The sequence below is a fragment of the Streptomyces nigrescens genome, assembly GCF_027626975.1.
In the GTDB taxonomy this organism is placed as follows: domain Bacteria; phylum Actinomycetota; class Actinomycetes; order Streptomycetales; family Streptomycetaceae; genus Streptomyces; species Streptomyces nigrescens.
In genome coordinates, this window is the sequence record NZ_CP114203.1 from 385,169 (window position 1) to 406,309 (window position 21,141).

20 protein-coding genes and 3 pseudogenes are annotated in these 21,141 nt (G+C 67.2%); 10 read left to right on the forward strand and 13 right to left on the reverse strand.

All coding sequences use genetic code 11. The features are described 5' to 3' along the window. Nucleotides 1-373: 373 nt before the first annotated feature. The gene (locus STRNI_RS01810; protein WP_018093684.1) at nucleotides 374-616 is read right to left on the reverse strand and encodes a hypothetical protein; all 243 of its coding nucleotides are present in this window, start codon (nucleotides 614-616) and stop codon (nucleotides 374-376) included. A 97-nt stretch (nucleotides 617-713) separates the two neighbouring features. On the opposite strand from STRNI_RS01810, the pseudogene STRNI_RS01815 reads away from it, so the two are divergent. Beyond that, nucleotides 714-1,038: pseudogene (locus STRNI_RS01815) on the forward strand (helix-turn-helix domain-containing protein); the annotation flags it as partial. Between the two features lie 102 nt (nucleotides 1,039-1,140). Next, on the forward strand, nucleotides 1,141-1,416 hold the full coding sequence (locus tag STRNI_RS01820; RefSeq protein WP_277413393.1) for a hypothetical protein: 276 nt from the start codon (nucleotides 1,141-1,143) through the stop codon (nucleotides 1,414-1,416). Nucleotides 1,417-1,737: 321 nt separating this feature from the next. On the opposite strand, the gene STRNI_RS01825 is transcribed toward STRNI_RS01820, so the two are convergent. From STRNI_RS01825 to STRNI_RS01835, 3 genes are all read right to left on the reverse strand, one after another. Then, nucleotides 1,738-2,244, reverse strand: a complete 507-nt coding sequence (locus tag STRNI_RS01825; protein WP_277410359.1) for a lamin tail domain-containing protein — start codon at nucleotides 2,242-2,244, stop codon at nucleotides 1,738-1,740. 427 nt (nucleotides 2,245-2,671) lie between these two features. Further along, entirely contained in the window at nucleotides 2,672-2,986 is a 315-nt protein-coding gene (locus tag STRNI_RS01830) for a hypothetical protein (RefSeq protein ID WP_277410360.1), read from the reverse strand. 544 nt (nucleotides 2,987-3,530) lie between these two features. Further along, nucleotides 3,531-4,379, reverse strand: a complete 849-nt coding sequence (locus STRNI_RS01835) for an alpha/beta fold hydrolase (RefSeq protein WP_277410361.1) — start codon at nucleotides 4,377-4,379, stop codon at nucleotides 3,531-3,533. 356 nt (nucleotides 4,380-4,735) lie between these two features. On the opposite strand from STRNI_RS01835, the gene STRNI_RS01840 reads away from it, so the two are divergent. From STRNI_RS01840 to STRNI_RS01850, 3 genes are all read left to right on the forward strand, one after another. Next, nucleotides 4,736-5,029: a winged helix-turn-helix transcriptional regulator gene (locus STRNI_RS01840; RefSeq protein ID WP_159483627.1), complete on the forward strand. Its 294-nt coding sequence runs from the start codon at nucleotides 4,736-4,738 to the stop codon at nucleotides 5,027-5,029. 317 nt (nucleotides 5,030-5,346) lie between these two features. Then, nucleotides 5,347-5,565, forward strand: coding sequence for an EF-hand domain-containing protein (locus STRNI_RS01845; protein WP_018093680.1), 219 nt, complete (start codon nucleotides 5,347-5,349; stop codon nucleotides 5,563-5,565). Between the two features lie 811 nt (nucleotides 5,566-6,376). Beyond that, the gene (locus STRNI_RS01850; RefSeq protein ID WP_277410362.1) at nucleotides 6,377-8,074 is read left to right on the forward strand and encodes a tetratricopeptide repeat protein; all 1,698 of its coding nucleotides are present in this window, start codon (nucleotides 6,377-6,379) and stop codon (nucleotides 8,072-8,074) included. A 190-nt stretch (nucleotides 8,075-8,264) separates the two neighbouring features. Here the strand turns inward: STRNI_RS01850 and dnaE are convergent, their stop codons facing one another. Further along, the gene (gene dnaE, locus STRNI_RS01855) at nucleotides 8,265-11,861 is read right to left on the reverse strand and encodes a DNA polymerase III subunit alpha (protein ID WP_277410363.1); all 3,597 of its coding nucleotides are present in this window, start codon (nucleotides 11,859-11,861) and stop codon (nucleotides 8,265-8,267) included. Between the two features lie 375 nt (nucleotides 11,862-12,236). Between dnaE and STRNI_RS01860 the strand changes: the two genes are divergently transcribed. Further along, the gene (locus tag STRNI_RS01860) at nucleotides 12,237-13,184 is read left to right on the forward strand and encodes a LysR family transcriptional regulator (protein ID WP_277410364.1); all 948 of its coding nucleotides are present in this window, start codon (nucleotides 12,237-12,239) and stop codon (nucleotides 13,182-13,184) included. Nucleotides 13,185-13,507: 323 nt separating this feature from the next. On the opposite strand, the pseudogene STRNI_RS01865 reads toward STRNI_RS01860, so the two are convergent. Continuing rightward, a pseudogene (locus tag STRNI_RS01865) lies at nucleotides 13,508-13,672 on the reverse strand (IS5/IS1182 family transposase); the annotation flags it as partial. Nucleotides 13,673-13,815: 143 nt separating this feature from the next. Here STRNI_RS01865 and STRNI_RS41495 point away from each other — a divergent pair. The 3 genes and pseudogenes from STRNI_RS41495 (at nucleotide 13,816) to STRNI_RS01870 (ending at nucleotide 14,388) form a co-directional block, all read left to right on the forward strand. Continuing rightward, entirely contained in the window at nucleotides 13,816-14,088 is a 273-nt protein-coding gene (locus tag STRNI_RS41495) for an alpha/beta hydrolase (RefSeq protein WP_401850596.1), read from the forward strand. Next, nucleotides 14,036-14,149, forward strand: a pseudogene (locus tag STRNI_RS41500) (alpha/beta hydrolase); the annotation flags it as partial. The gene STRNI_RS41495 and the pseudogene STRNI_RS41500, both read left to right, overlap by 53 nt. Before the next feature lie 32 nt (nucleotides 14,150-14,181). After that, nucleotides 14,182-14,388, forward strand: coding sequence for a hypothetical protein (locus STRNI_RS01870; protein WP_277410365.1), 207 nt, complete (start codon nucleotides 14,182-14,184; stop codon nucleotides 14,386-14,388). A 316-nt stretch (nucleotides 14,389-14,704) separates the two neighbouring features. On the opposite strand, the gene STRNI_RS01875 is transcribed toward STRNI_RS01870, so the two are convergent. The 5 genes from STRNI_RS01875 to STRNI_RS01895 all read right to left on the reverse strand — a co-directional run bounded on the left by STRNI_RS01875 (nucleotide 14,705) and on the right by STRNI_RS01895 (nucleotide 18,912). Then, nucleotides 14,705-15,079: a hypothetical protein gene (locus tag STRNI_RS01875; protein WP_277410366.1), complete on the reverse strand. Its 375-nt coding sequence runs from the start codon at nucleotides 15,077-15,079 to the stop codon at nucleotides 14,705-14,707. A 363-nt stretch (nucleotides 15,080-15,442) separates the two neighbouring features. Then, nucleotides 15,443-15,925, reverse strand: a complete 483-nt coding sequence (locus tag STRNI_RS01880; RefSeq protein WP_277410367.1) for an SRPBCC family protein — start codon at nucleotides 15,923-15,925, stop codon at nucleotides 15,443-15,445. After that, nucleotides 15,906-16,811 carry an RNA polymerase sigma-70 factor gene (locus tag STRNI_RS01885; protein WP_277410368.1) on the reverse strand — a complete coding sequence of 302 codons (906 nt, stop codon included), beginning with the start codon at nucleotides 16,809-16,811 and terminating at the stop codon, nucleotides 15,906-15,908. The genes STRNI_RS01880 and STRNI_RS01885 overlap by 20 nt, the downstream gene beginning before the upstream one ends. A 518-nt stretch (nucleotides 16,812-17,329) precedes the next feature. Beyond that, entirely contained in the window at nucleotides 17,330-18,043 is a 714-nt protein-coding gene (locus STRNI_RS01890) for an aminoglycoside phosphotransferase family protein (protein WP_338149705.1), read from the reverse strand. 461 nt (nucleotides 18,044-18,504) lie between these two features. Beyond that, nucleotides 18,505-18,912, reverse strand: coding sequence for a RidA family protein (locus STRNI_RS01895; protein ID WP_018091402.1), 408 nt, complete (start codon nucleotides 18,910-18,912; stop codon nucleotides 18,505-18,507). Between the two features lie 148 nt (nucleotides 18,913-19,060). Here STRNI_RS01895 and STRNI_RS01900 point away from each other — a divergent pair, with 148 nt between their 5' ends. Further along, nucleotides 19,061-19,441, forward strand: a complete 381-nt coding sequence (locus STRNI_RS01900) for a winged helix-turn-helix transcriptional regulator (protein ID WP_018091403.1) — start codon at nucleotides 19,061-19,063, stop codon at nucleotides 19,439-19,441. A 126-nt stretch (nucleotides 19,442-19,567) separates the two neighbouring features. Here STRNI_RS01900 and STRNI_RS01905 read toward each other — a convergent pair whose 3' ends face one another. Next, on the reverse strand, nucleotides 19,568-20,545 hold the full coding sequence (locus STRNI_RS01905; RefSeq protein WP_277410370.1) for an MBL fold metallo-hydrolase: 978 nt from the start codon (nucleotides 20,543-20,545) through the stop codon (nucleotides 19,568-19,570). After that, nucleotides 20,542-21,000, reverse strand: coding sequence for a PaaI family thioesterase (locus STRNI_RS01910; RefSeq protein WP_093635829.1), 459 nt, complete (start codon nucleotides 20,998-21,000; stop codon nucleotides 20,542-20,544). The genes STRNI_RS01905 and STRNI_RS01910 overlap by 4 nt, the downstream gene beginning before the upstream one ends. Between the last annotated feature and the right edge of the window lie 141 nt (nucleotides 21,001-21,141).

The window sequence follows — 21,141 nt, forward strand, 5'->3', positions numbered from 1 at the left end:
CCGCCGTCCGCCGTCCGGCTTACGTCAATGGCCTCTGCGCCAACTCGCCATCGACTGCGAGAGCACCAACGTGGAGTCAAGCGGGTGTAGTACGCGGAGTGGGCTCAGCGCCGCCCCACTTGCACGTAGGCGTGGGCATTACACAGATCCACAAGTGAGGTTCTGAATGCACGGGAGACGCCGCCAGTGCGCTCCTTTACGACAGGGGGTACGGCCCCGGACCGGCCGCTACAGACGGCCGGCCGGGTATACGCCGCCGTGGCTTCCTCAGGCTTGCCCCACGGACAGACGGACGAGGTGGTGAGCGCACCGGTGGCTGCTGCCCCCCTCGAACTTCTGGAGGACGTGGCTGAGTTAGGGAGGGCTATGCGGGCTAATCGTCGATGCACTTGGGGTACTTCGAGCCCCGGTAGCAGTCGTGGTAGTCGTACTTGCTGACCCGGAACTTCTTCGCCTTCCCCTCCTTCTTGGGATCGACGACCAGGTAGAACTTCTTCCCGTCCTTGGACTTGTCAGTGACCCGGCCCTCAGGGCCTTGACCAAAGTCCTGCGCGCACCCGGCGAGTGCGAGGGCGGCAACTGCCACGAGGACGGGGGCGAGGATAAGGCGACGCATGTCGTGCTCCGATCAAACTTTGAGACGACGGCAGTCTAGGAGGTCGGCTGACCAGCAGAGCAGGCAGGGCTACCCGCTTCCACGGACGAGCAAGGCTCGACGAGGGCGACCGTGGGAGCTTCCGATCGAAGATCGCATATTGCTGGTCGCGGCGTATTAACGCACGAACTTGACGCTATGTCAGCTAGGTCCGCTGATCGGTATCTCGAAGTCCGCGATCGACCGAGTCATCGACCACCTCGGGCCGCTTCTCGCGCTCCAGCCACGCAAACGGTTCCCGGTTCCGCAGGGACACCGTGCTCATCGTGGACGGCCCCTTGGTGCCCATCCGCGACCGCTCGGGGTGGCCGAGCAGTCGAAGAACTATCGCTACGCCACCGTCCACCAGGTCGTCATCGACGCCGATAGCCGCATGGGCGTCGCGGTCGCCCAGTCCCTACCAGGCAGAGAATACGACTCAACTTGGCAGGCCTGGACTGCGACTTCGATGTGCAAGGCAGCTCGGGGCAGATGCGGACCTCGGTATGAGTCTTCGCTACGCCGGCCGCCATACCGGCGGGCACCCTCACGCCCCGAATACCCCGAATACCTCGAAGGCGTCACCGCCCAAGCCGCCGAGGCCCGCTTCAAGGACCGCCGACCGTCGCCGGGTCAAGAAGATCGCCCTCTGGGTGGGACTGGGTGCCTGCCTCGCGATCTCCATCGCGGTGCTCATCAGGCTGGTGCATGGCTTCTACGAGATGGACCACCCACCCAGCGGCTGGTGCCAGGACAACTCAGCCGTCTGCGTGCACTTCTGACAACTCAGGCCCGGAGGTACGGAATAGCGCCGCCAGGCCATCGCGCAGTGCGGGTGCCTCTCCGACCTGGTGAGCACCTCGCCACGTCGGCTGCAGGCTGTCGTCTACGTGCGCCCGGCACTCCGCGTCAGCTCGTCGCATGAGGGGCGGGCTAGAGCAGCGACGTGGAGTACGAGCGGGCGCAGCACGTGGAGTTGGGTACAGCGGATTCCCGCTGCAAGCGCGGCACAGGGACATGGCAGTGCGCCGCAGGGCAGGAACCTGCGGCGCACCGTGGGTGGCTGGTGAGACGGCATCAAGCCTCACCGGCCGGTTGGGAGGTCAGTGGCTGTGACCCCAGTGACCGTGGTGCCCGCCGTGGCGGCCCCAGCTTTCGAAGTCGACGATGCGGCGGTGATCGTTGCGCAGGATGGCGGTGTCGTTGTTGTCCCACACGTAGGTGCGGCGGTCCTGGTAGAGGTCCCAGCGGTTGTCGCGTCCAATGCCGGTGTGGACACGGACCTGACTGTGGCCCTTCAGGCGCACATTGCCGAAGCGGTAGGTCTGCCCGGAGCGGTCGGACAGGGTCCAGCCACGGAGGTTGACCGCGTGGTGACCGGTGTTCTTCACCGTCACATATTCCGCGTTCAGGCTCCGGTTGGAGTGGTCGTCGCGCCCGGGGCTGTCGTACTGGATCGCTCCGAGACTCACCGCCGAGCGGTGGTGGTGCGGGGCCGGAGCGTGGTGGCCGTGGCCGTGGCCGGCCGCGGCGGCCGGGAGGACAGCAGTGGCCGCGAGAGCCGCAGAGCCGAGGACCGCGGCGGCGATACGTGAAGCGTTACGGGACACGAAAACCCCCTGGATACGACGCCACAGCGGGGCGCCGGAAACCGGATACCCGGCCGGTTTGACCGGGCCCCCACACAGTGACCGCCCGTCATGCCTTGACGGAAGAAATCCGGTTTGGTGTTACAAAACACGGACATATACACAACCCCATCAAGCCAGGCGCACACTCCCCCGCGCCCATCAGCCCCAATGCGACGCCCTCTACACGCATCCAGGCGCGCCAAGGGATTACCGACAAATCACGCATGGGGCCCGCTCAAGGATGTCGAGAGCTAGCGCCGTATCAGGCAATGTTTGCCCTGCTGCGACGTGACGTGCCGTTCGGATGCCGGCTCGGGCGGCGAGGTGTTGCAGGCAATGCGGGTGGTAGAACGAGTACGCGCCACGCGAGATCGATAACGCTGAAGCGTGACGTCCGCTGGTTCCACTACCGACGGGCGGTCTCCTGCACGCTGAGCAGCAACCCGTCCTCCATTACGGCAGTCACCACCCGCACGCCGACGACGGAGCCGTCCACGATGTGGCGCTCCAGGAACCGGTACACCTCGGGGGTGATACTGGTGACTTCCTCGACCTGGATCGACAAGCCAGGCTGGCTGCCGCCCGCACTACGCAGGGATTCTCGTAGCGTCTCAAGGTCGAGGATCGCTCCATCGGTCGTCACGAGCACGAAGGACTCGTGGTGTGCGCCCAGGAATGCGTTGAGGCTTTCGGCCTCTCCGTCCCTCAGCCACGCAGTCAACTGGTCATGGTGTCAGGCCAAGAAGTTTCCGTTCATCCCCCAACTGTGGCAGCTGAGGCCTACCGACCGACGGGCTGGGGAGCGATATCGCACCAGGGCGAACGACGGCTGATGCGGCACTAGCGCGGCGGCGACGAATTGGACTCCGACGGCGCCCACGGGCAATTCCCAGAAGTCCGACGTCGTCCCTTTCCGCCGGCAACCCCACCACACTCACCCTCGGCGACCACACCGAACTCGCCCTCCGCAAAGGCCCCGAAGACAACCCCAAAGCCACCCGCTAGATCCCCTCGGCAGCGGCCACCAAGTCGTCCTGGCCGACGACGGCAGCTACGCCGTCGCCCTCGCCGACCACTACGGCACCAAGCCGACTACCTGGCCCGGCTCCAAGGGCTACGTCGGCGGCACCGACGACGCTGGCCTCACGCGCCTCGGTACCCGCGAATACGCCCCAAAGACCGGACGCTTCCTCTCCGTCGAACTCGCCGATTGCAAAGGGTCAGGCTATGAAGCTGCCGGTGACCGAGCAGGTGGCAACGGACGGCTATCGAGTGTCGCCGTCCAGGAGATCGGTCAGGTCGGCGAAGGCCTTACGGACCGCCTGCGGGTTCTCGATCCAGGGAAAGTGGCCGGCACCGTCGATCGTGCGTTGCAGGACGCGGGGCTGGTCGAAGGCGTCGTCGTCCTGCCAGAGACGCTGGTCGACCACGTGATCTTCGGCGCCGCTGACGATCAGCGCCGGAAGCCTGTTGTGCGGCTTCCAACGGGCTTGGTAGGTGTCGTCGAAGTGGGCGTCGGCCCAGGCCACCGCGTCATGACAGTAGGCGAGGTCTTCCAGTGCGGCGCGACCCGCGGCCAGTCCCTCGGGTGTGAAGTTCCATGGCGCGGCGGCGAGGGTGAGCGTGCGCAGGGTCTCGTCGTTCGGGTCCCGGGCGTAGTCCCCGGCTGCCGTGTCCAGGCCGCGGATCGGATGGGCTTCGGCCCACCGGGCGAAGGACGGGCGCCAGCCGGCGTGCGGAGCGCTGCTGACCAGGACCATTCCGACAAGCTGCTCTTCCAGCTCGGGGACGGAGAGGATGAACATCCCACCGGTGGAGTGGCCCACCATGACCACCTCGTCCAGTGCCTGGGCCGCTTCGGCGAGCACGTCTGGCCACCGCTCGTAGGGGTGGTCAGGCACTTCCGGCATGCCGCGGTTGGAACCGTCTCCTGGCAGGTCGACCAGCCATACCGTGCCCGGCACGTCGGCCGCACGGGCCAACCCCAGCACGGACTCGGATCCCAGACCAGGGCCGCCGGGGACAAACAGCCAGTTCCACCGCCCCTCTCGCTGCGAGACGCGGCGCAGCCTGACCCCCGACCGCGTCCAGCGATCCTGACCTTGCGCCCCCACGTCACCTCACCCTTCCTCACCCGAACTTGCGCACTTGCGCACTTGCGCACTTGCGCACTTGCGAACTTCGGATCCATGCAACCAGAACCCGGACGCTCTACCGCCCGCCGGGCCGAGCAACCATTCAGACAGCCCCGCCACCGCACAGCTCGCCGCAGCGCCAGCACTGCTCCGCGTACGCCAGGAAGCCATGTCAGGTTCGCGCCCGCGGGCTGTTCGGCGCTGGCCCAGAAGCCGGGCCGACGGCCGCGCCGGGAGCGATGCCGGCGCGGTCGGCTGCCCGTCAGCGACGCCGGGGTGACCGGTCCCCCGTGCACACACCAACGCTAGTTTCTTCGACATAGTGGCGTGGAACGGTGACCGACGCCGTGGCGCAGGTGTGCCCGATCAACCCGGTGATCGACCTGGTGTTCAGTCGCTGGACCACGCCGATCCTGTGGGTCCTCGAACGCGACGGCCTGGTCATCCGCACGTACCACGCCGAGATTCCCCCGCGGGTCGAGTACGAGATCAGCGGCCTGGACCGCACCCTGACGCCGCTCTTCAGCGCCATCACGGACTGGTCCGCAGCACACCTCCCGGCCGTGTCCGCCGCCCGTCAGGCGTACGACGCCGCCCGCGCGGAAGAAGAAGCCTGGGCCGAAGGCTGAGCAGACGCTCAGCACAAGGGGCGCCACGCGCCGGGACAGGCGCGTCGGCGTATGGGCATGACGACGGGCCATGCCCGTACCGATGGGGCGAGTTGATGTCCTGACACGGGTCTTCCGCGGTGCTTCCACCGGCGGAGAGACGACATCGCCGCCGGTGGGTTCTCATCAGCGGCCTCTTGCGTCGCGGTCGCGGTGGAGGCATGAGCCCTGGAACGAGTTCGGCCCGCAACAGCCAGGCAGGTTGGGCCGCGCCCTCGTCGCTCTGGGCGGACGGATAATCTGGGCCCGTCAGCGAAGATCGCAGAAGGGCGGAGCACATGGCAGACATCATGGAGACGGCGGCGCGGAAGGTCTTCGAGCGCTATGACATCGACGGGGACGGCCTGGTCACCGCGGACGAATACCGGAAGGTCGTGGCGGAGTTGGAGGGCTCGGAGATCACCGAGTCGGAGGCCCAGGCACTGATCGACTCGCTCGACACCGACAACGATCGCCAGATGTCGTTCGAGGAGTTCTGGGCGGCCATGAATCGCTGAAAATCCCGCGTCCGGCATGTGAATGTGCCGCAGACGGTGTGGCACCTTCCCGACATCGCGTGGATCGTGGACGACGCAAAGCGAGGCCATGCCCGTATTCCCGCAAGAGCTCCGGCTTGAGAAGGAATGCAAGTGCCAGGAGAACGACTGGAATGTGCACGGGATGAGCAGCGTACGGACCGTCCTGATGTCCGCCGTGCCCAATATGGGCCGGCGGCGCTACAACGGCTCTGATCTCGAATCGGATCCCTGGGCTCCAGTAGCCGCGGATGGTGGTTGAGTCGGCCGAACACACGAGTACGCGTAGACCCCGGGCCGTTATGAACCCGGGGTCTCGTGCTGTCAGGGCTCGAGCGCGGGAAAGCAAGCCAGGCCGGTGTCCAAGACGCAGTGGGCCGTCAGATCGATCAGGCTGACGTCCACGGCTCCCGCGTGGTCCACCTCCGCGCAGCACGATCTGGTAGAGGTTGTCCGGCAATCTGGCCGATCAGCACCAAGCCGCGGCCGAACATCTCGCTCACTTCTTCGATGCTTTCGGCAGAAGGTCCCTGCAGGGGTATAGCTCTTCGGGTGCATAGCCACCGCCCTCGAAATCATCGGCGTGGGGCGGATCGCGGAGGCGTATAACGCCATCCCCATCCTCAAAAGAGGAACGCTTGCCTCGCCATCGCTAAAATCACCCCTCAGAGATAAAGCCCATTCGAGTGAATGTGGGGGCGGCGTGAGGCGCCAGAAGTGAACAAAGCCAATCGGCACCTATGCACTGAGCGCCGACTATCGTCGAGTTCACATCCCTCTGCAGGAGATCCTCATGGACTACTTCGACCTCGGGACCTTCACCCGGCCCGTATCGACACGTTCGCCGGAAGCACAGCTCTGGTTCAACCGTGGCCTCGCCTGGAGCTACGGGTTCAACCACGAAGAGGCCGTCACCTGCTTCGAATCGGCGGCGGCAGCGGATCCCGGCTGCGCCATGGCGTATTGGGGCATCGCGTACGCCCTGGGCCCCAATTACAACAAGCCCTGGGACTTCTTCGACGACGCCGATCTGCAACGCACGGTGGAACGGGCGCATGCCGCCGTCGAACGGGCCCATGAGCTGTGTGACGTGGCCACGCCAACCGAGCGCGCGCTCATCGCGGCACTGCGCGAGCGCTACCCCGCCTCGTGCGCCGTGGAGGACTGTTCCGTCTGGAACGAGCCCTATGCCGTGGCCATGCGCGCCGTATACGAACTCGCACCCGACGACCTGGACGTCGCCACCCTCTACGCCGACGCGTTGATGAACCTCACCCCGTGGCAGCTGTGGGACCTGCGCACGGGCGAACCCGCCGGCGACGCGCGCACACTGGAGGCGAAGGCGGTCCTCGAACGCGCGTTGCTCACCGCGGCCGGCAGCGATCACCCGGGCACACTCCACATGTACATCCACCTGATGGAGATGTCGCCGACGCCGGAGAAGGCTCTGTCGGTCGCCGACCGGCTGCGAGGGCTGGTCCCGGACGCGGGGCACCTGCAGCACATGCCCTCACATCTCGATGTGCTGTGCGGGGACTACCGACGGGTCGTGTCGGGCAACAGCGACGCGATCAGGGCCGATGAGAAGTACCTGCGGCGGGCCGGCGCGATGAACTTCTACACGCTGTACCGCTCGCACAACTACCACTTCAAGATCTACGGTGCGATGTTCCTCGGCCAGTCCAGGACGGCACTGGAGACGGTCGCGCAACTCGAGGCGTCCATCCCCGAGGAGCTGCTGCGCGTGGAGAGCCCGCCGATGGCCGACTGGCTGGAGGGCTTTCTCGCCATGCGGGTGCATGTGCTGATCCGCTTCGGCCGGTGGACAGACCTCCTCGCGCTGCCGATGCCCGCCGACCGGGAGCTGTACTGCGTCACCACGGCGATGCTGCACTACGCGCGCGGAGTGGCGTATTCCGCCACGGGGGCGACCGTCGAGGCCGAGGCCGAGCGAGAGCTGTTCCGCCGCGCGGCCGAGCGGGTTCCCGAGACGCGGATGCTGTTCAACAACACGTGCCGGGACATCCTGGCGCTCGCCTCCGCCATGCTCGACGGCGAACTCGCGTACCGCAAGGGCGAGTACGACGCAGCGTTTGCCGCCCTGGAGCGCTCCATCGAGCTCGACGACAACCTGCCCTACGACGAACCGTGGGGCTGGATGCAGCCGACCCGCCACGCCTACGGGGCGCTCCTGCTGGAACAGGGCAGGGTCGAAGAGGCCGAGGCCGTCTACCGGGCCGACCTCGGGCTCGACAACACCCTGCCCAGGCCGTTGCAGCATCCCGGAAACGTCTGGGCCCTCCACGGCTTCCACGAATGCCTCGTGCAGCTCGGCAGGACGGGAGAAGCCCGCATCGTCGCCCAGCAACTCACCGTGGCCACCGCACTCGCGGACGTCCCCGTCGAGGCGTCGTGCTTCTGCCGCCTCGACACCGTCGCCGGCGCGAAGAGCGGCTGCTGCTCCGACGGAACCCGTGACAGTGCGAACTGACGCCGGGTACCCACTCCCTTGCTACCCGCGGTGCTGCGCTCTCCTCCCCCGCGAGCCCCGCGACACCGCGACCCCCGCGGCGTCACGGTCGCCTACGGCGTCGCGGTCGCGTACGACGTCACGATCGCGCACGGCGTTCGGCCAGTCATGAACGGGCTTGCCGAACGCTTCACTCTCACCGGCCCCCGGATCACGCCAGCCCCGTCCACGCGTCAGCTCCGAACGTGCCCTTCACGTCGGATGCGATGGTGATGGCGTCCACCTTGGCCTGCAGGGCGTACACGGTCGTCTTGCGTGCGCCGCGGACGCTGAGGTGGACGGGGCTGTCGCCCGGGTGGTCCGCGAGGATACGCTTGAGTTCTCTGACGGACTGTTCGGTGATCCGGTGGGCGGGGAGGGCAAGCCGCACGGGGGGTCTGCCGCCGTGTTCGGCGGAGGAGACGTCCAGTACCGCGAGTTCTCTGCCGAAGACGTTCACGGTTCCGTCCCGGTCCTCGATCTTGCCCTTGACGGAGATGACGTTGTCTTCGGCCAGCGCGTGCTGCACGAGCTGGTAGGCGGCGGGGAAGAAGAGGACCTCGATGCCGGCATCACGGTCCGCGAGGTTCACGATGGCCCAGGCGTTGCCCTGTTTGGTCATCTTGAGCTGGATGCCGGTGATCAGTCCGGAGAGCTGTACGTCCCCGGTGGTGCGGCCGGAGGCGAGCAGTTCGGCGATGGAGCAGTCCCGTGCGCCGGAGAGGATGTGCTCGGCGCCGTCCAGCGGGTGGGCGGAGACGTAGAGGCCGAGCATGTCGCGTTCGGTCGCCAGGAGCTGTCTGCGGGGCCACTCGGTGTCGTCGATGGGGAAGTCGAGACCGAAGGGCGCAGCGCTGCTTCCCTCGCCGCCCAGGTCGGCGAAGAGGTCGTCCTGCCCGAAGCTTGCCGCCTTCTTCACGGGGATGACCGCGTCGATGGCGTCCTCGTGGATGGCGGTGAGGCCCTTGCGGGAGTGCTCCAGGGAGTCGAAGGTGCCGGCTTTGATCAGGGACTCCACAGCTCGTTTGTTCAGTGCGGGCAGGCCGGCCTTGTCGAGGAAGTCGGAGAAGGAGGTGAATTTCCCTTCCCGGCGGCGGGCCTCGACGATGGCCTCGATGACGTTGTCGCCGACGTTGCGTACGGACCGCAGCCCGAACCGTACGTCGTCGCCGATGGCGGTGAACTCGGCGACGGACTCGTTCACGTCGGGCTGGAGGACGCGGACGCCGTTTTTACGGGCGTCGGCGAGGTAGATCGCGGCCTTGTCCTTGTCGTCGCCGACCGAGGTGAGCAGGGCGGCCATGTACTCGGCCGGGTAGTTGGCCTTGAGGTAGGCGGTCCAGTACGAGACGAGGCCGTAGCCCGCGGTGTGGGACTTGTTGAAGGCATAGCCGGAGAACGGGAGCATGACGTCCCACAGGGCTTTGACGGCTTCCTCGCTGTACCCGTTGCCCCGCATGCCGTCGTGGAACTTGTCCCACTCCGCGGCCAGCACCTCCGGTTTCTTCTTGCCCATCGCACGGCGCAGCAGGTCGGCGCCGCCGAGGGTGTACCCGGCCAGTTCCCGGGCGATGGCCATGATCTGCTCCTGGTAGACGAGCAGATGGAAGGTGTTGCCGAGGATGGGCTCCAGGGCGTCGCGCAGCTCGGGGTGGATGGGGGTGATGTCCTGGCGGCCGGTCTTGCGGTGGGCGTAGTTGGTGTGGGCGTTGGCCGCCATGGGGCCGGGCCGGTAGAGGGCGTTGACCGCGGCGATGTCCTCGAACCGGGTGGGTTCCATCTGCTTCAGCAGTACGCGCATCCCGCCGCCGTCGAGCTGGAAGACGCCGAAGGTGTTGCCCTCGGCCAGCAGCCGGTAGGTCTTGGTGTCGTCCAGGGGGATGACGACGGTGGACGGGTCGCCGTCCAGGGGGTCTACGGTGGCGAGGCTGATTCCCCGGTTCTCGCGGATGTTCTCGATGGCCTGGTCGATGACGCCCAGGTTCCGCAGCCCCAGGAAGTCCATCTTGATCAGACCCATGTCTTCGCAGGACGGGTAGTCGAAGCCGGTGATCTTCACCCCGTCCGAGGCACGCATGTGCAGCGGGATGCGGTCGGTGAGCATCGTCTTGGACAGGATCACCGCCGCGGCATGCACACCGGTGCCGCGGGTGAGGCCCTCCACTCCGCGGGCGGTGTCGATGACCCGCTTCACATCCTGCTCGTTGCCATACATCTGCCGGATCTCGCCGGCCTCGCCATACCGCTCATGGGAGGAGTCGAAGACGGCGGCCAGCGGGGCGGACTTGCCGTTGTGGTCCGGCGGGAGAGCTTTGGTGATCCGCTCGCCGTGGGCGTACGGGTAGCCGAGGATGCGTGAGGAGTCCTTGATCGCGTTCTTGGCCTTGATCTTGCCGAACGTATTCACCATGGCGGTGTACTCCTCGCCGTACTTCTCGGTGACGTAGCGGACCATCCGGTCGCGCTGACGGTCGTCGAAGTCGAGGTCCACATCCGGCGGGTTGATGCGCTCGGGGTTCAGGAACCGCTCGAACAGCAGGCCGTGCTCCAGGGGGCACAGCTCGGTGATGCGGGTGGCGTAGGCGACGATCGAGCCGGTGGCCGAGCCCCGGCCCGGGCCGAGCGGGATCTTGTTGTCCCGGGCGTGGCGGCAGATGTCCGCCACGACGAGGAAGTAGGAGCTGAAGCCCATGGGGCCGATGACCGACATCTCGGTCTCGAAGCGGTCCACGATGTGCGGGGGAACCGGGTCCCCGTAGCGCATCGTCAGCCCCTTGAGGACTTCCTTGCGCAGCCACGACTCCTGCGTTTCACCGTCGGGCACGTCCGGGAACCGCGGCATCTCGTCGACGTAGTCGAAGACCTCGTCGTAGGGCTCGATGCGCTCGGCGATCAGCAGGGTGTTGTCGCAGGCTTCCGGAAGCTCCGAGAACAGGCTGCGCATCTCGGCGGCGCTCTTGAGGTAGTAGCCGGAGCCGTTGAACCGGAAGCGGCCCGGGTCGTCCTTGTTCTTGCCGACGCCGATGCACAGCAGGCTGTCGTGGGCGTCGGCCTGGTCCTCGGTGACGTAGTGCGCGTCATTGGTGGCCAGGAGGGGGATGTTCAGTTCCTTGGCCAGGCGCAGCAGGCCCTCACGGACCTCACGCTCGATGTCCAGGCCGTGGTCCATCAGCTCCAGGAAGTAGTTCTCGCGGCCGAAGATCTCCTGGTAGGCCGCGGCAGCAGCCTTCGCCTCGTCATACTGGTTCAGCCGCAGGCGGGTCTGGATCTCGCCCGAGGGGCAGCCGGTGGTGGCGATGACGCCGTCCGGCCGCTCGGCGATCAACTCCCGGTCCATGCGCGGCTTTCCGGCAGGGAACTGACCCTCATAGCTGGCCTGCGTGCTGAGCCAGAACAGGTTCCGCAGGCCCTGGCTGTTGCGCGCCCACATGGTCATGTGAGTGAAGCGGCCGCCACCGGAGACGTCCTTCGACCCCTCACCGTCCGCGTTCGTGGCGCGACGGCCTCCCGGCCCCCAGAACTCCTGCTTGCGGACGAACCGAGAGGAAGGCGCCATGTACGCCTCGATGCCGATGATCGGCCTGATCCCCTCGAAGCCCTTCGCGACCTGCGCGAACTCGTAGGCACCGAACATGTTGCCGTGATCGCTCATGGCGATCGCGGGCATCTCCTGCCGGGCCACCTCGGCGAACATCGGCTTCATCTTCTGTGCGCCGTCCAGCATCGAGTATTCGGTGTGATTGTGCAGGTGAACGAAGGAATCCGGCACGTGTGGGTCGCCTCCGGGGTGAGTAGGGAGCCCCATCCATCCCGGCCAGGGACGCGATGGTGCCTTGTGGTGGCCGACCGCACAGGCATCAGCATCGGCATCGGCAGATGGCTGAGCGGCTCGGCTCGGCTCGTCGCGATGCGGTCGCGCCGACGGAGCGGCCAAGGGGTCGCACCGCCCGTGCACGTGGTCAGTCCGAGCCCTTGGCCGCGCAGGCCCGGCAGCCACCCGGCAGCCGGGCAGCACGCCTCCTGCCGCACTGCTTGCGAAACCACAGGTTGACCAGAGACATCAAAGCCAGCGCGGCCTACGGGAATCAAACAACCATTTCGCCGCCCGCAGTCAACGATTGGTTGTCCACCTAGGATGGTCAGCGTGGACCTCATCGCCGTGCGCACCTTCGTCACCGCCGTCGACGCGGGACAGTTCCAAGAAGCCGCCGCCAACTTGTCGATCACCCCACAGGCCGTATCCAAGCGCATCGCCGTGCTGGAGAAGGACCTCGGTGTGCAGCTGTTCAGCCGTACGGCCCGCGGAGCCCGGCTGACCATCGACGGACAGGCGTTCCTGCCTTACGCCCGGGCTCTCCTGCAAGCCGAGGAACGGGCAGCCGCCTCCGTGCGGCCAGGGCGCAGGGCGTTGCGCGTCGATGTGATCGGCCGCCAGGTTTCGGTGGCGGGTCTGCTGCGTGACTTCCACCGCGCGCATCCCGAGACCGATCTCGATGTCGTGACCCTGTTCGACTCCGACACGGCCATCGCCGCCGTCCGGTCCGGGACGATCGACGCGACCTTCCGCGCCGTGACCATGCCGGGCCGGCAGCTCCCCGACGGCATCGAGGCCACCCCGGTCTACGACGAACCGCTCCACCTGTTCACCGGACCGGCCCACGAGTTCGCCGCCGCCCGCGCGATCACTCCCGCCCAGCTCGCCGGGCGCCGGATCTGGATGCCCGGCAACCTGCCCGGCACCGAGTGGGCCGCCTACTATGACGAACTCGCCGCCACGTTCGGTCTCACCATCGACGCGGTCGGCCCCAACTTCGGTATCGAGCCCCTCCTCGACACGATCGCGGCCTCCTCAACACTGGCGACCTTCGTCAGCGAGCAAACTCCGCTGGTCTGGCCTGCCGGCCACGACCTGCGACGCATCCCCCTGCACGACCCGACCCCGGTCTACCCGCACTCACTGATCTGGCGCACCGACAACCCGCACCCCGCCCTCACCGCACTGCGAAACCACCTCACCTCTGCCTACCCCGGCCGCCCCGACAACGGGACCTGGACACCGGACTGGGCTCAGGGCGCCACACAGCCGAGCTAGGCCGGGGACACCAACACACCACAACCATCGGGCCGAAGGAGATGCCGGGCGCACTTCATCTCGTCATTCCCGTTTAGACACCGTTTCCTTTGGTGTCGGTGATGGCTTATGGGTCCTCTGCCAGCGTTCGGTGCCAACCACGGCGGGCAAGCTCCCCGCCGGGCAGTGGGGCGGGTGATCGCAGGACGCCGGCCGCGAGCACATCGGGCACAAGCAGCGATTGAGGGCCGCACCCGGGCTGGGGTGCGGCCCTCGGTGCATGTGCTTACGAGGTCCAGCCGCCGTACGGCAATGCGGCGGCGGATGCCCCTCTTACGGAGTCATCTGCGCAGGTGGTCGTAGTCGTAGCCCTTGTCCGTATGGAGCTTGACTGGGCGCTGATGACGTGGGCCGCGTCGGGAGCGGACGGGCGGGATCCCCCGCGCCAGTGGCTTCAGGCCGAGGCTGTCGTGCATGTTGGCACCGGAAATGCCCAGCGACAGGGTCAGCGAAGCGTCGGTAAACCGTGGGCCAGGCCGGCCCGAACACCGGCGGCAACTGCCGCGGCGTCTTAGGGGACAGGGGGCCTGATCGGGAAGATGGCAGCAACGTCCGGTCCAGGGGCCGATGATGCTGAACGAACATGGCCGGCATGCACGAGGAAATAGCGCGTGCCGACAAGCTCTGGTCGACAGCCGACAACACGGCTCCCGGACAACAGACCGCGTCCATCGCATTGTTCGGCTATGACGCGCTGCCAGGACTCGCGGACGCCGCAAGCGCCGACCGGGCAGAGCCTGCCGCCAAACCCCTCGACCGGTTCCCTCAACGGCATGAACGCCACACACCAGGGAACCATGGAGCACGCAACACTGCTCGGACACAGCTACGGCTCCCTCGTGTCCGGCAAGGCACTCACCGTTGACGACGTTCCCCCCGTCGACCAGGCCGTCTTCGTCGGATGCCCAGGGGTAGGCGTGGACCACACCGGTGAATTGGGACTCGACCCGTCGCACGTGTGGGCCGGCACAGCAGCAAACGACTCATCGACCAGACGCCGGTGCACGGCAACGACCCGGTCGAGAGCGACTTCGGCGGCAACACATTTGACGTGGACGACGGCTCTTTCCCCGACACCGACAGCCCGCTCCCCGCACATACCGAGTACTGGCAAGGTGCCTCACTGCAGCACCTGGGACGACTCGTGACCAGCGGAGGGCCCTGACCATGAGAAACGGCGGCCCGGACGAGATCTGACCGTGTACGAGATCGCTAGGGCGGAGCGCAGTTGATTGGGTTCTCATGAGGCACCGTGTCAAACGAGATTCGCCCCAACGAACAGCCGCTGAGCGCATTCACGGCCGCCAGGGGTGCCCAGCGAGAAGGTCGTCGGCGCGCTGCGCGGCGTCCCGGGCGCAGACAACTGATCTGTCTGAGCGCGCCGCGCCTCACACGGTGTGCCATGTGGCAACGCAGAGCCGGGTGAGGGGTTGGCCAGTTGAGCATGCCTATCAAGCGGATTCTTGCTCACAAGGCGCAGGTCAGGCCTGAGCAAGAATTTTGGCTCTTAGACGGTCGTACTCTGCAACCGCTCGCGGCACGTCGTCGAAGTACTCCTCCCAGAATCCGAGTCGTTGCCACTCAGGGGGCGCCAGCGTCAACCGTCCATCGTCCAGCTGGGCAACCCAGCAGTTCGGAACTCGGTCAACCACGACCGTGAACATGGCCGCGTCCCAAAGCCCGGGACTCTCTCTGCGTCCCCTGTTGTAACCGTGCTCTGGAAGACGCAGGAGGGATCGATCTGCTGTGGTGGTGATCTCCAGAACCGGATACTCCTCCCCTATTCGTATGCCAGGATGATCTGGCACGATCTCCCCGCTGGTGGGGCTGATGATCTGGTCGCAGCGAACTATCACAGCCGGAGAGTACGGGACGCTGCTGCAGGACGCTCAGCCAGCTAAATGTCGTGTTCACCGGCCGATTGAAGCACCCAAGTCACACGGATGTGTGGCTGGGCGCCGTAGTTGCGGGCTTCGCCAACTAGGAGCGCGCAGCACACTCGTTCCGGCCATCCGGGCTCGGCGCTACCGGGCAGCAGACAGTGCCGGCGTACCTCACCCCGAGCGACCAGCGGTTGCCGTATCGGTTGACGGCGACGTCGCGCGTCGGCGGCGAGCCGAACGGCCGGTTCCGCCCAGGCAGTCACCGGGCTCGGTTCCACTCCTTGGCGAGTCGCGCCGTCATTGGCGAGGGCTCGGGCATTGGCAAGTGCGCGGTCGTCATGCCCGGCAGCGACCGGGGCCCGTTTCCGACTGAGGGTGCGGAGCCAGCGCCGAGTTGGCAGCGTCAAGAATGTTACGGAAGGTGCGGGTGATGACCGGTCGTGCGAGGAATCGCGTGAGTACGGCGCCGAGCACCGGGACGGGGATCTCGGCGCGGGTGGTCCAGCGCACGTGGGTGCCGCCCTCGACCTCGGTGAACGTCATGCGGCCGAGTTCGTGCCGGGACGGCGGCAGGCTGCGCTCGACGACGTACTCGGTGGCGTGCGGCGGGTCGTAGTGGGTGATGCGTTCCCGGAACCAGCCGATCAGCCAGAGGTGACTGCGCACGGCGCCGACGCCGTAGGGAGCGGCCTCGCCGTGTCGGGTCAGGCGGCAGCGCAGCACCAGGGGCGAGCTCGTGTAGTGAGTGGTCGTGGTGAGCCAGGTGAACACCTCGTCGATCGGGGCGTCGATGACGCGTTCAACGGTCATGGTTTCCATGGCAGGTTTCTCCTCTGTCGAGTGGGTGGACCGTCTCGGAGCGGTGCAGCTTGTCCGGGTTGCGCATGCCGTAGAGACCGGTGATCTGTCCGCCCTCGATCTCGAAAACCACCAGCCAGTCGAGTGCGCCGTCGGTGAGGAAGCGTGCGGCGGGCATGCCGTTGTATGTGGCGTGCTCGATTCGGGTCGTCGTGGTGGTGGCGGTGCGGATCACGCCGAGGACGAAGCGGGCGACGTCGTCGCGGCCGATGACCGGCCTGCGGGCGGCGACTGCCTTCCCGCCGCCGTCGGAGATCTGTATGACATCGGGCGCCAACAGGTCTATCAGCGGCTTGACTTGTCCCGTCGTCGCCGCGAGCAGGAACTGCTCGACGATCCCCCGGGCGGCCTCCGAGTCGGGCTCGAAGCGACGGCGCCGCGCGTGGACGTGCCGGCGTGCGCGGTGGGCGATCTGTCGGACGGTGACCTCGGTCTTGCCGATGCAGGCGGCGATCTCGCCGTGGGTGTAGCCGAACACCTCGTGCAGCACGAACACCGCACGCTCGGTCGGGTTCAGCGTCTCCAGGACGAGCATCATGGCCATCGACACCGACTCGGCCAGGATCGTGTCGTCGCTCACGTCGGGCGCGGTGCGGATCGGCTCGGGCAGCCACGGGCCGACGTAGTCCTCGCGCCGTGCCCTGACCGTGCGCAGGTGGTTGAGGGCCTGCCGGGTCACCACGCGCACCAGATAGGCGCGCGGATGCTCGACCGCGGCCGGATCGACCGCGCTCCACCGCAGATAGCTCTCCTGCAGCACGTCCTCGGCATCGGCGGCGCTGCCCAGCATCTCGTAGGCGATGGTGAACAGCAGTGGGCGGTGCTCGGTGAAAACATCCTCAGCCACGGCCGGCCCAAACCCGTTCCCTGGTGCGGCGGCCGGTGTGCAGTGGCCAAGCCATGGACTGGCGGACGGGCTCCTTGGCCACCGCCGCAGTGCGTCCGGCGACCGGGGGCTCGGCCGGAGTGCCGCCGCTGAGCCGGGAAGTCTGGATCACACCCCCTCGGCATCCCGGACTGACGGCTCGCACCATCACGACCACGACCACGCGTTGGCATCCCGGCATCACACCCAGCCCCCTTCTTCGGATGCACATCGAGACACCCCGCACCAGAAAACCGTGACAGCCCTCCGCTGTGATTCCGTTCACAACGCGGGTCGGGCAAGACTGAAACGCTGAAGCCTTCGAACCGACCACCGCTGCCGTGCCCGCTGGCCGAAGCACCTGGACGGCCGGCTCAGGCGCTCACCCGACAGGCCGGGTGCTCAGCTACAGCCGTCCTGTGCCAAAGGGGGCTTGAGCGTGCGCCGATGAAGATTGCGTGGCTGGAGAGTTGTTCCGCTGCGGGCCCCCATTGCCGGTGTCATTCGGCCATGCCGCCGGCGAACGGCATCGTCTGCCATTGGTCGACGGCCGACTGCAAGTACTCCACCAACGAAGGAAGTTGCGGCACGAGTGCGAGGGAGGCAATGACCCGCAGCATCCCCACGGCGTTCACGAAGCGCAGGACGTCCTCGTTCAATGGCCGCATACCGTTGCGCTGCGCGCCGCGGTTGTATGCGGATTCGAGGACGGGTCCTAGAGCGGCCAGGTCCCACTCGACGGGGCCCAGCGTGACCAGCTCGAAGTCGGCGTAGAGGTTCCCGTGCACCCCGCAGAAGATGTTCGCGGGCGGGGAGTCGCCGTGGATGGGCTGGAGGTCGATCCCTGGGAATGCCTTTTCGAATGCTGTGCGGGAGCGCACGAGAGGTTCCAGGACCTGCCACTCGCGGCATGCGCGGTCCAGATCGGCCGGGCCGATGAGGTCGGGGCGCTTTTCGAGCAGAGCAAGGCTTTCCGCGATGAACTGCGGTTCGGCCGCGGACAGAAACGACAGCCGGCCCGGGTATGCACGCATCGCGGCGTGCAGGTCAGCAGTGATTTCGGAGTTCGCCGCGTAGTCGGGCTCTTTGTCTCGGTCTTCCTCGATGAACTGCCAGAACGTCATCGAGAACCCGTCGCGCTGAACGGGTTCCCGTGGCACGAGAGGGCTGGGAGGGATCACGGGAGTTCCCTGGTCTGCGAGCCATCGCGTCACATCCAGTTCCGTCTGCTGGCGGCGTGCCTGGGAATCGAGGCTCAGGTAGCCCGGCAGGACGGTGGGAATCGAGGCTCACGTAGCCCGGCAGGACGGTGGGAATCCGGGCCACGACCGGTGACGGCGCAAGGTGGACAACGACGGAGAACAGGTCATGGAGCACCCTGGCATCAGTCACGGTGAGTCCGAGTTCACGCCCGGCTCCGACAGCCGCGTCGACTGCGGCGGAAGTGCGGTGGGCGATGTCTTGTGGTGTCACTAAATCAGTCACGCCCCGATCGTTGCATGGCTCCAGAGGGCGTGAAGGGGCGGCTCATACACCGCACCCTTCACCGAAGCCCCCGGCTCGCGAGTCGTGGTATTCCACCAACACATCAGCAAGTACCGGTCGCCTTGAGTGGCTGCTGCCGTACGTGGCGCCCCACAACCTCACGGCGCAAGCTCACGGCACAAGCACCTGTTCAGTCGAGCATGGCGGTGGCTTCGACCTCGACCAGATGCTCGGGCACGTCCAGGGCCGCAACGCCCAGCAGTGTGGCCGGCGGTACGGGGGTGACTCCCAGCTTGGCGGCGGCCCGGGTGATCCCCTCCATGAGGAGGGGCATCTTGTCGGGGGTCCAGTCGACGACATGGACGGTCAGTTTCGCCACGTCGTCGAAGCTGCCGCCGACCTCGGCCAGGGCGGTGCCGATGTTGAGGTAGCACTGCTCGACCTGAGCTGCGAGGTCGTCTCCCCCGACCGTGACCCCTTCGGCGTCCCAGGCGACCTGCCCGGCGATGAAGACCAGCCGCGTCCCGGAGGCGATCGACACCTGCCGGTAGGCATCGATCTCCGGCAATCCGCTCGGGTTCACCAGGGTGATGGCCATGCTGCCCGCCTCCTTGCCATAAGAGCCCGTGGGCTCGCTTCCACCGAATCGGGACCAGGACCTTCCCGGTCTCTTGTGGTTACTCAGGAACCGTAGGAGAGTGGCCGCTGACATGGAAGAACGCACTTTTCAGTGACTGGGGAACCTCATGGTGACCAAGCAGTTCAGCGGCTCGCCCGACGAGGCGGACCTGACACGCGCGGACTCTCTGGCACGGGAGATCTTCTCGGACATCGCCAACAAATGGGCGCTCCTGATCATCGAAGCCCTGGGTGAACGCACCCTGCGCTTCAGCGAGTTGCGTAACGAGATCGAGGGCATCAGCCACAAGATGCTCACCCAGAACCTGCGCATGCTGGAGCGCAACGGCCTGGTGCAACGCACCGTGCACCCCACCGTGCCGCCACGGGTCGAGTACACCCTCACCGAACCGGGCCAGGCCCTGCGGGTGACCATCGACGGCATGTGCGACTGGACCCACCGGTACCTCGGCCACATCGAGGCCTCCCGCCACCACTTCGACTCCTGACGGACCGATGGGGCGCTAGAGCGCTGGAGCGCTGGAGCACTCCTACGCGGTGCCACTCCAGGATGGCGAGCGGCAGTGAGGACGGCGAGCGCCCCTGAGGCCGCTCGCCCGCTCGTTCGCCGCGTGTCAGCGCAGCTCGGTTGCCGGCCAGGCGCGCGGGTACGGTACGCGCAGTGACTCGGCCGCCACCGGGGTGTGGTCGGCGGCGGCGTGGAGGCGTCCGTCGCGCAGGACGAGGGCACGGTTGCGGAGCATCGCGGCGACCAGCTCGGTGGCGAGCGCCTCGGGCGTGAGGTCCAGGAGCCGTGCCGCGTCGGTCAGCCAGGCGCGGGCATGAAGGTAGGGCTCGACCTCGTCCGACGCGATGCCTCCGCGGATCATCAGGGCGAAGGCGAAGATGCGCCGGGCGCCGTACCAGACCGCTCCGTCCGGATCGTCGACGAGGCGCTGGGCGCGGCGCAGCGCGGTGTCGAAGGCGGCCGTGGGGTCGGCGGGGATCGGGCCGTGCGAGGGAAGGATCACGCGAGGGGCCAGGTCGGCCATCCGCTTGAGGGAGGCGAGCGCCGTCGTGGCCGCGTCGAGCCCGTCGAGCGCGAGGTTGACCCACCCGACGTCATAGTCCGACAGCGCGTCCCCGGCCACGAGGAGCCGCTCGTCCGGTTGCCACAGCGCCAGGTGGCCGGGGGTGTGCCCGGGGGTCCGGACCACTTCCCAGTCGGTGTCGCCGAGGCGGAGCACCTGCCCGTCGTCGAGCGACATGTCTACCGTGTACGGGGCGACCGGCTGGTCCAGGTACTCCGCTGCACAACAGCCCGGGTCCCGGCGGGAGATCGCCTCCGCCTCCGGGGCCCCGGCCGCGATGGCAGCGCCCCTCGCCTGGAGGAGGGCGTTGCCGCCGACGTGGTCGGAGTGCCAGTGCGTGTTCACGACCAGCCCGATCTCCCCGGCGTGCGCACGGGCCCATGCAGCCGTGTCCTCCGCATGCCCGACGAACCCGCTGTCGACCAGGGCCGGTTGCCGCCCGTGCAGCAGGAGCAGGTTGGCGTCGGGGAACGGCCTCAGCCGCCACGTCACCCAGGGCGGCAGCGACGGCTGCCCGCTCACTGCTCGGGCCGTTTCACGCGAATGAGCGTCTGCTGCCCATTGGCGACGAGCTTCCGCTCGCCGTCGTCCTGAACTCCGAACACCTCCAGCTGACACACGGTCAGCGTCCGCCCGGACTTCAGGACCGTCCCGACCGCCTCGATGCGGTCACCGGCAGCAGGCGCGAGAAGGTTGATCTTGTACTCGACGGTGAGCACGTCGGTGTCCTCGGGGAACAGCGTGTAGGCGGCATAGCCGCCGGCGCTGTCCGCGATGGCGCTGGTGGCGCCGGCATGGAAGTAGCCGTGCTGCTGGGTGACTTCGGGCCTGCCGGGGAGCTCGATGTGCACGCGGCCCGGCGCGATGCGGGTGAGCGTTGCTCCGAGATGAGCCATCAGCCCCTGGCGGTCGAAGCTGTCCTGGATGCGCTTCTGCACCTCGGGGCTCGCCTGGTCCGGCTGCGACTGGTCTTCCACGTGCGCTCCTTCGACGGACATCATGGTCTGTGAACGGGGTGAGACGGGTTCGTCAGCCGGCCTGGCGTTCCACCAGCAGGAGCCCGCCGATGACGATCATCATGGCACTTGAGGCACGCGTGGCCGCCCGGGCTGCGGAGG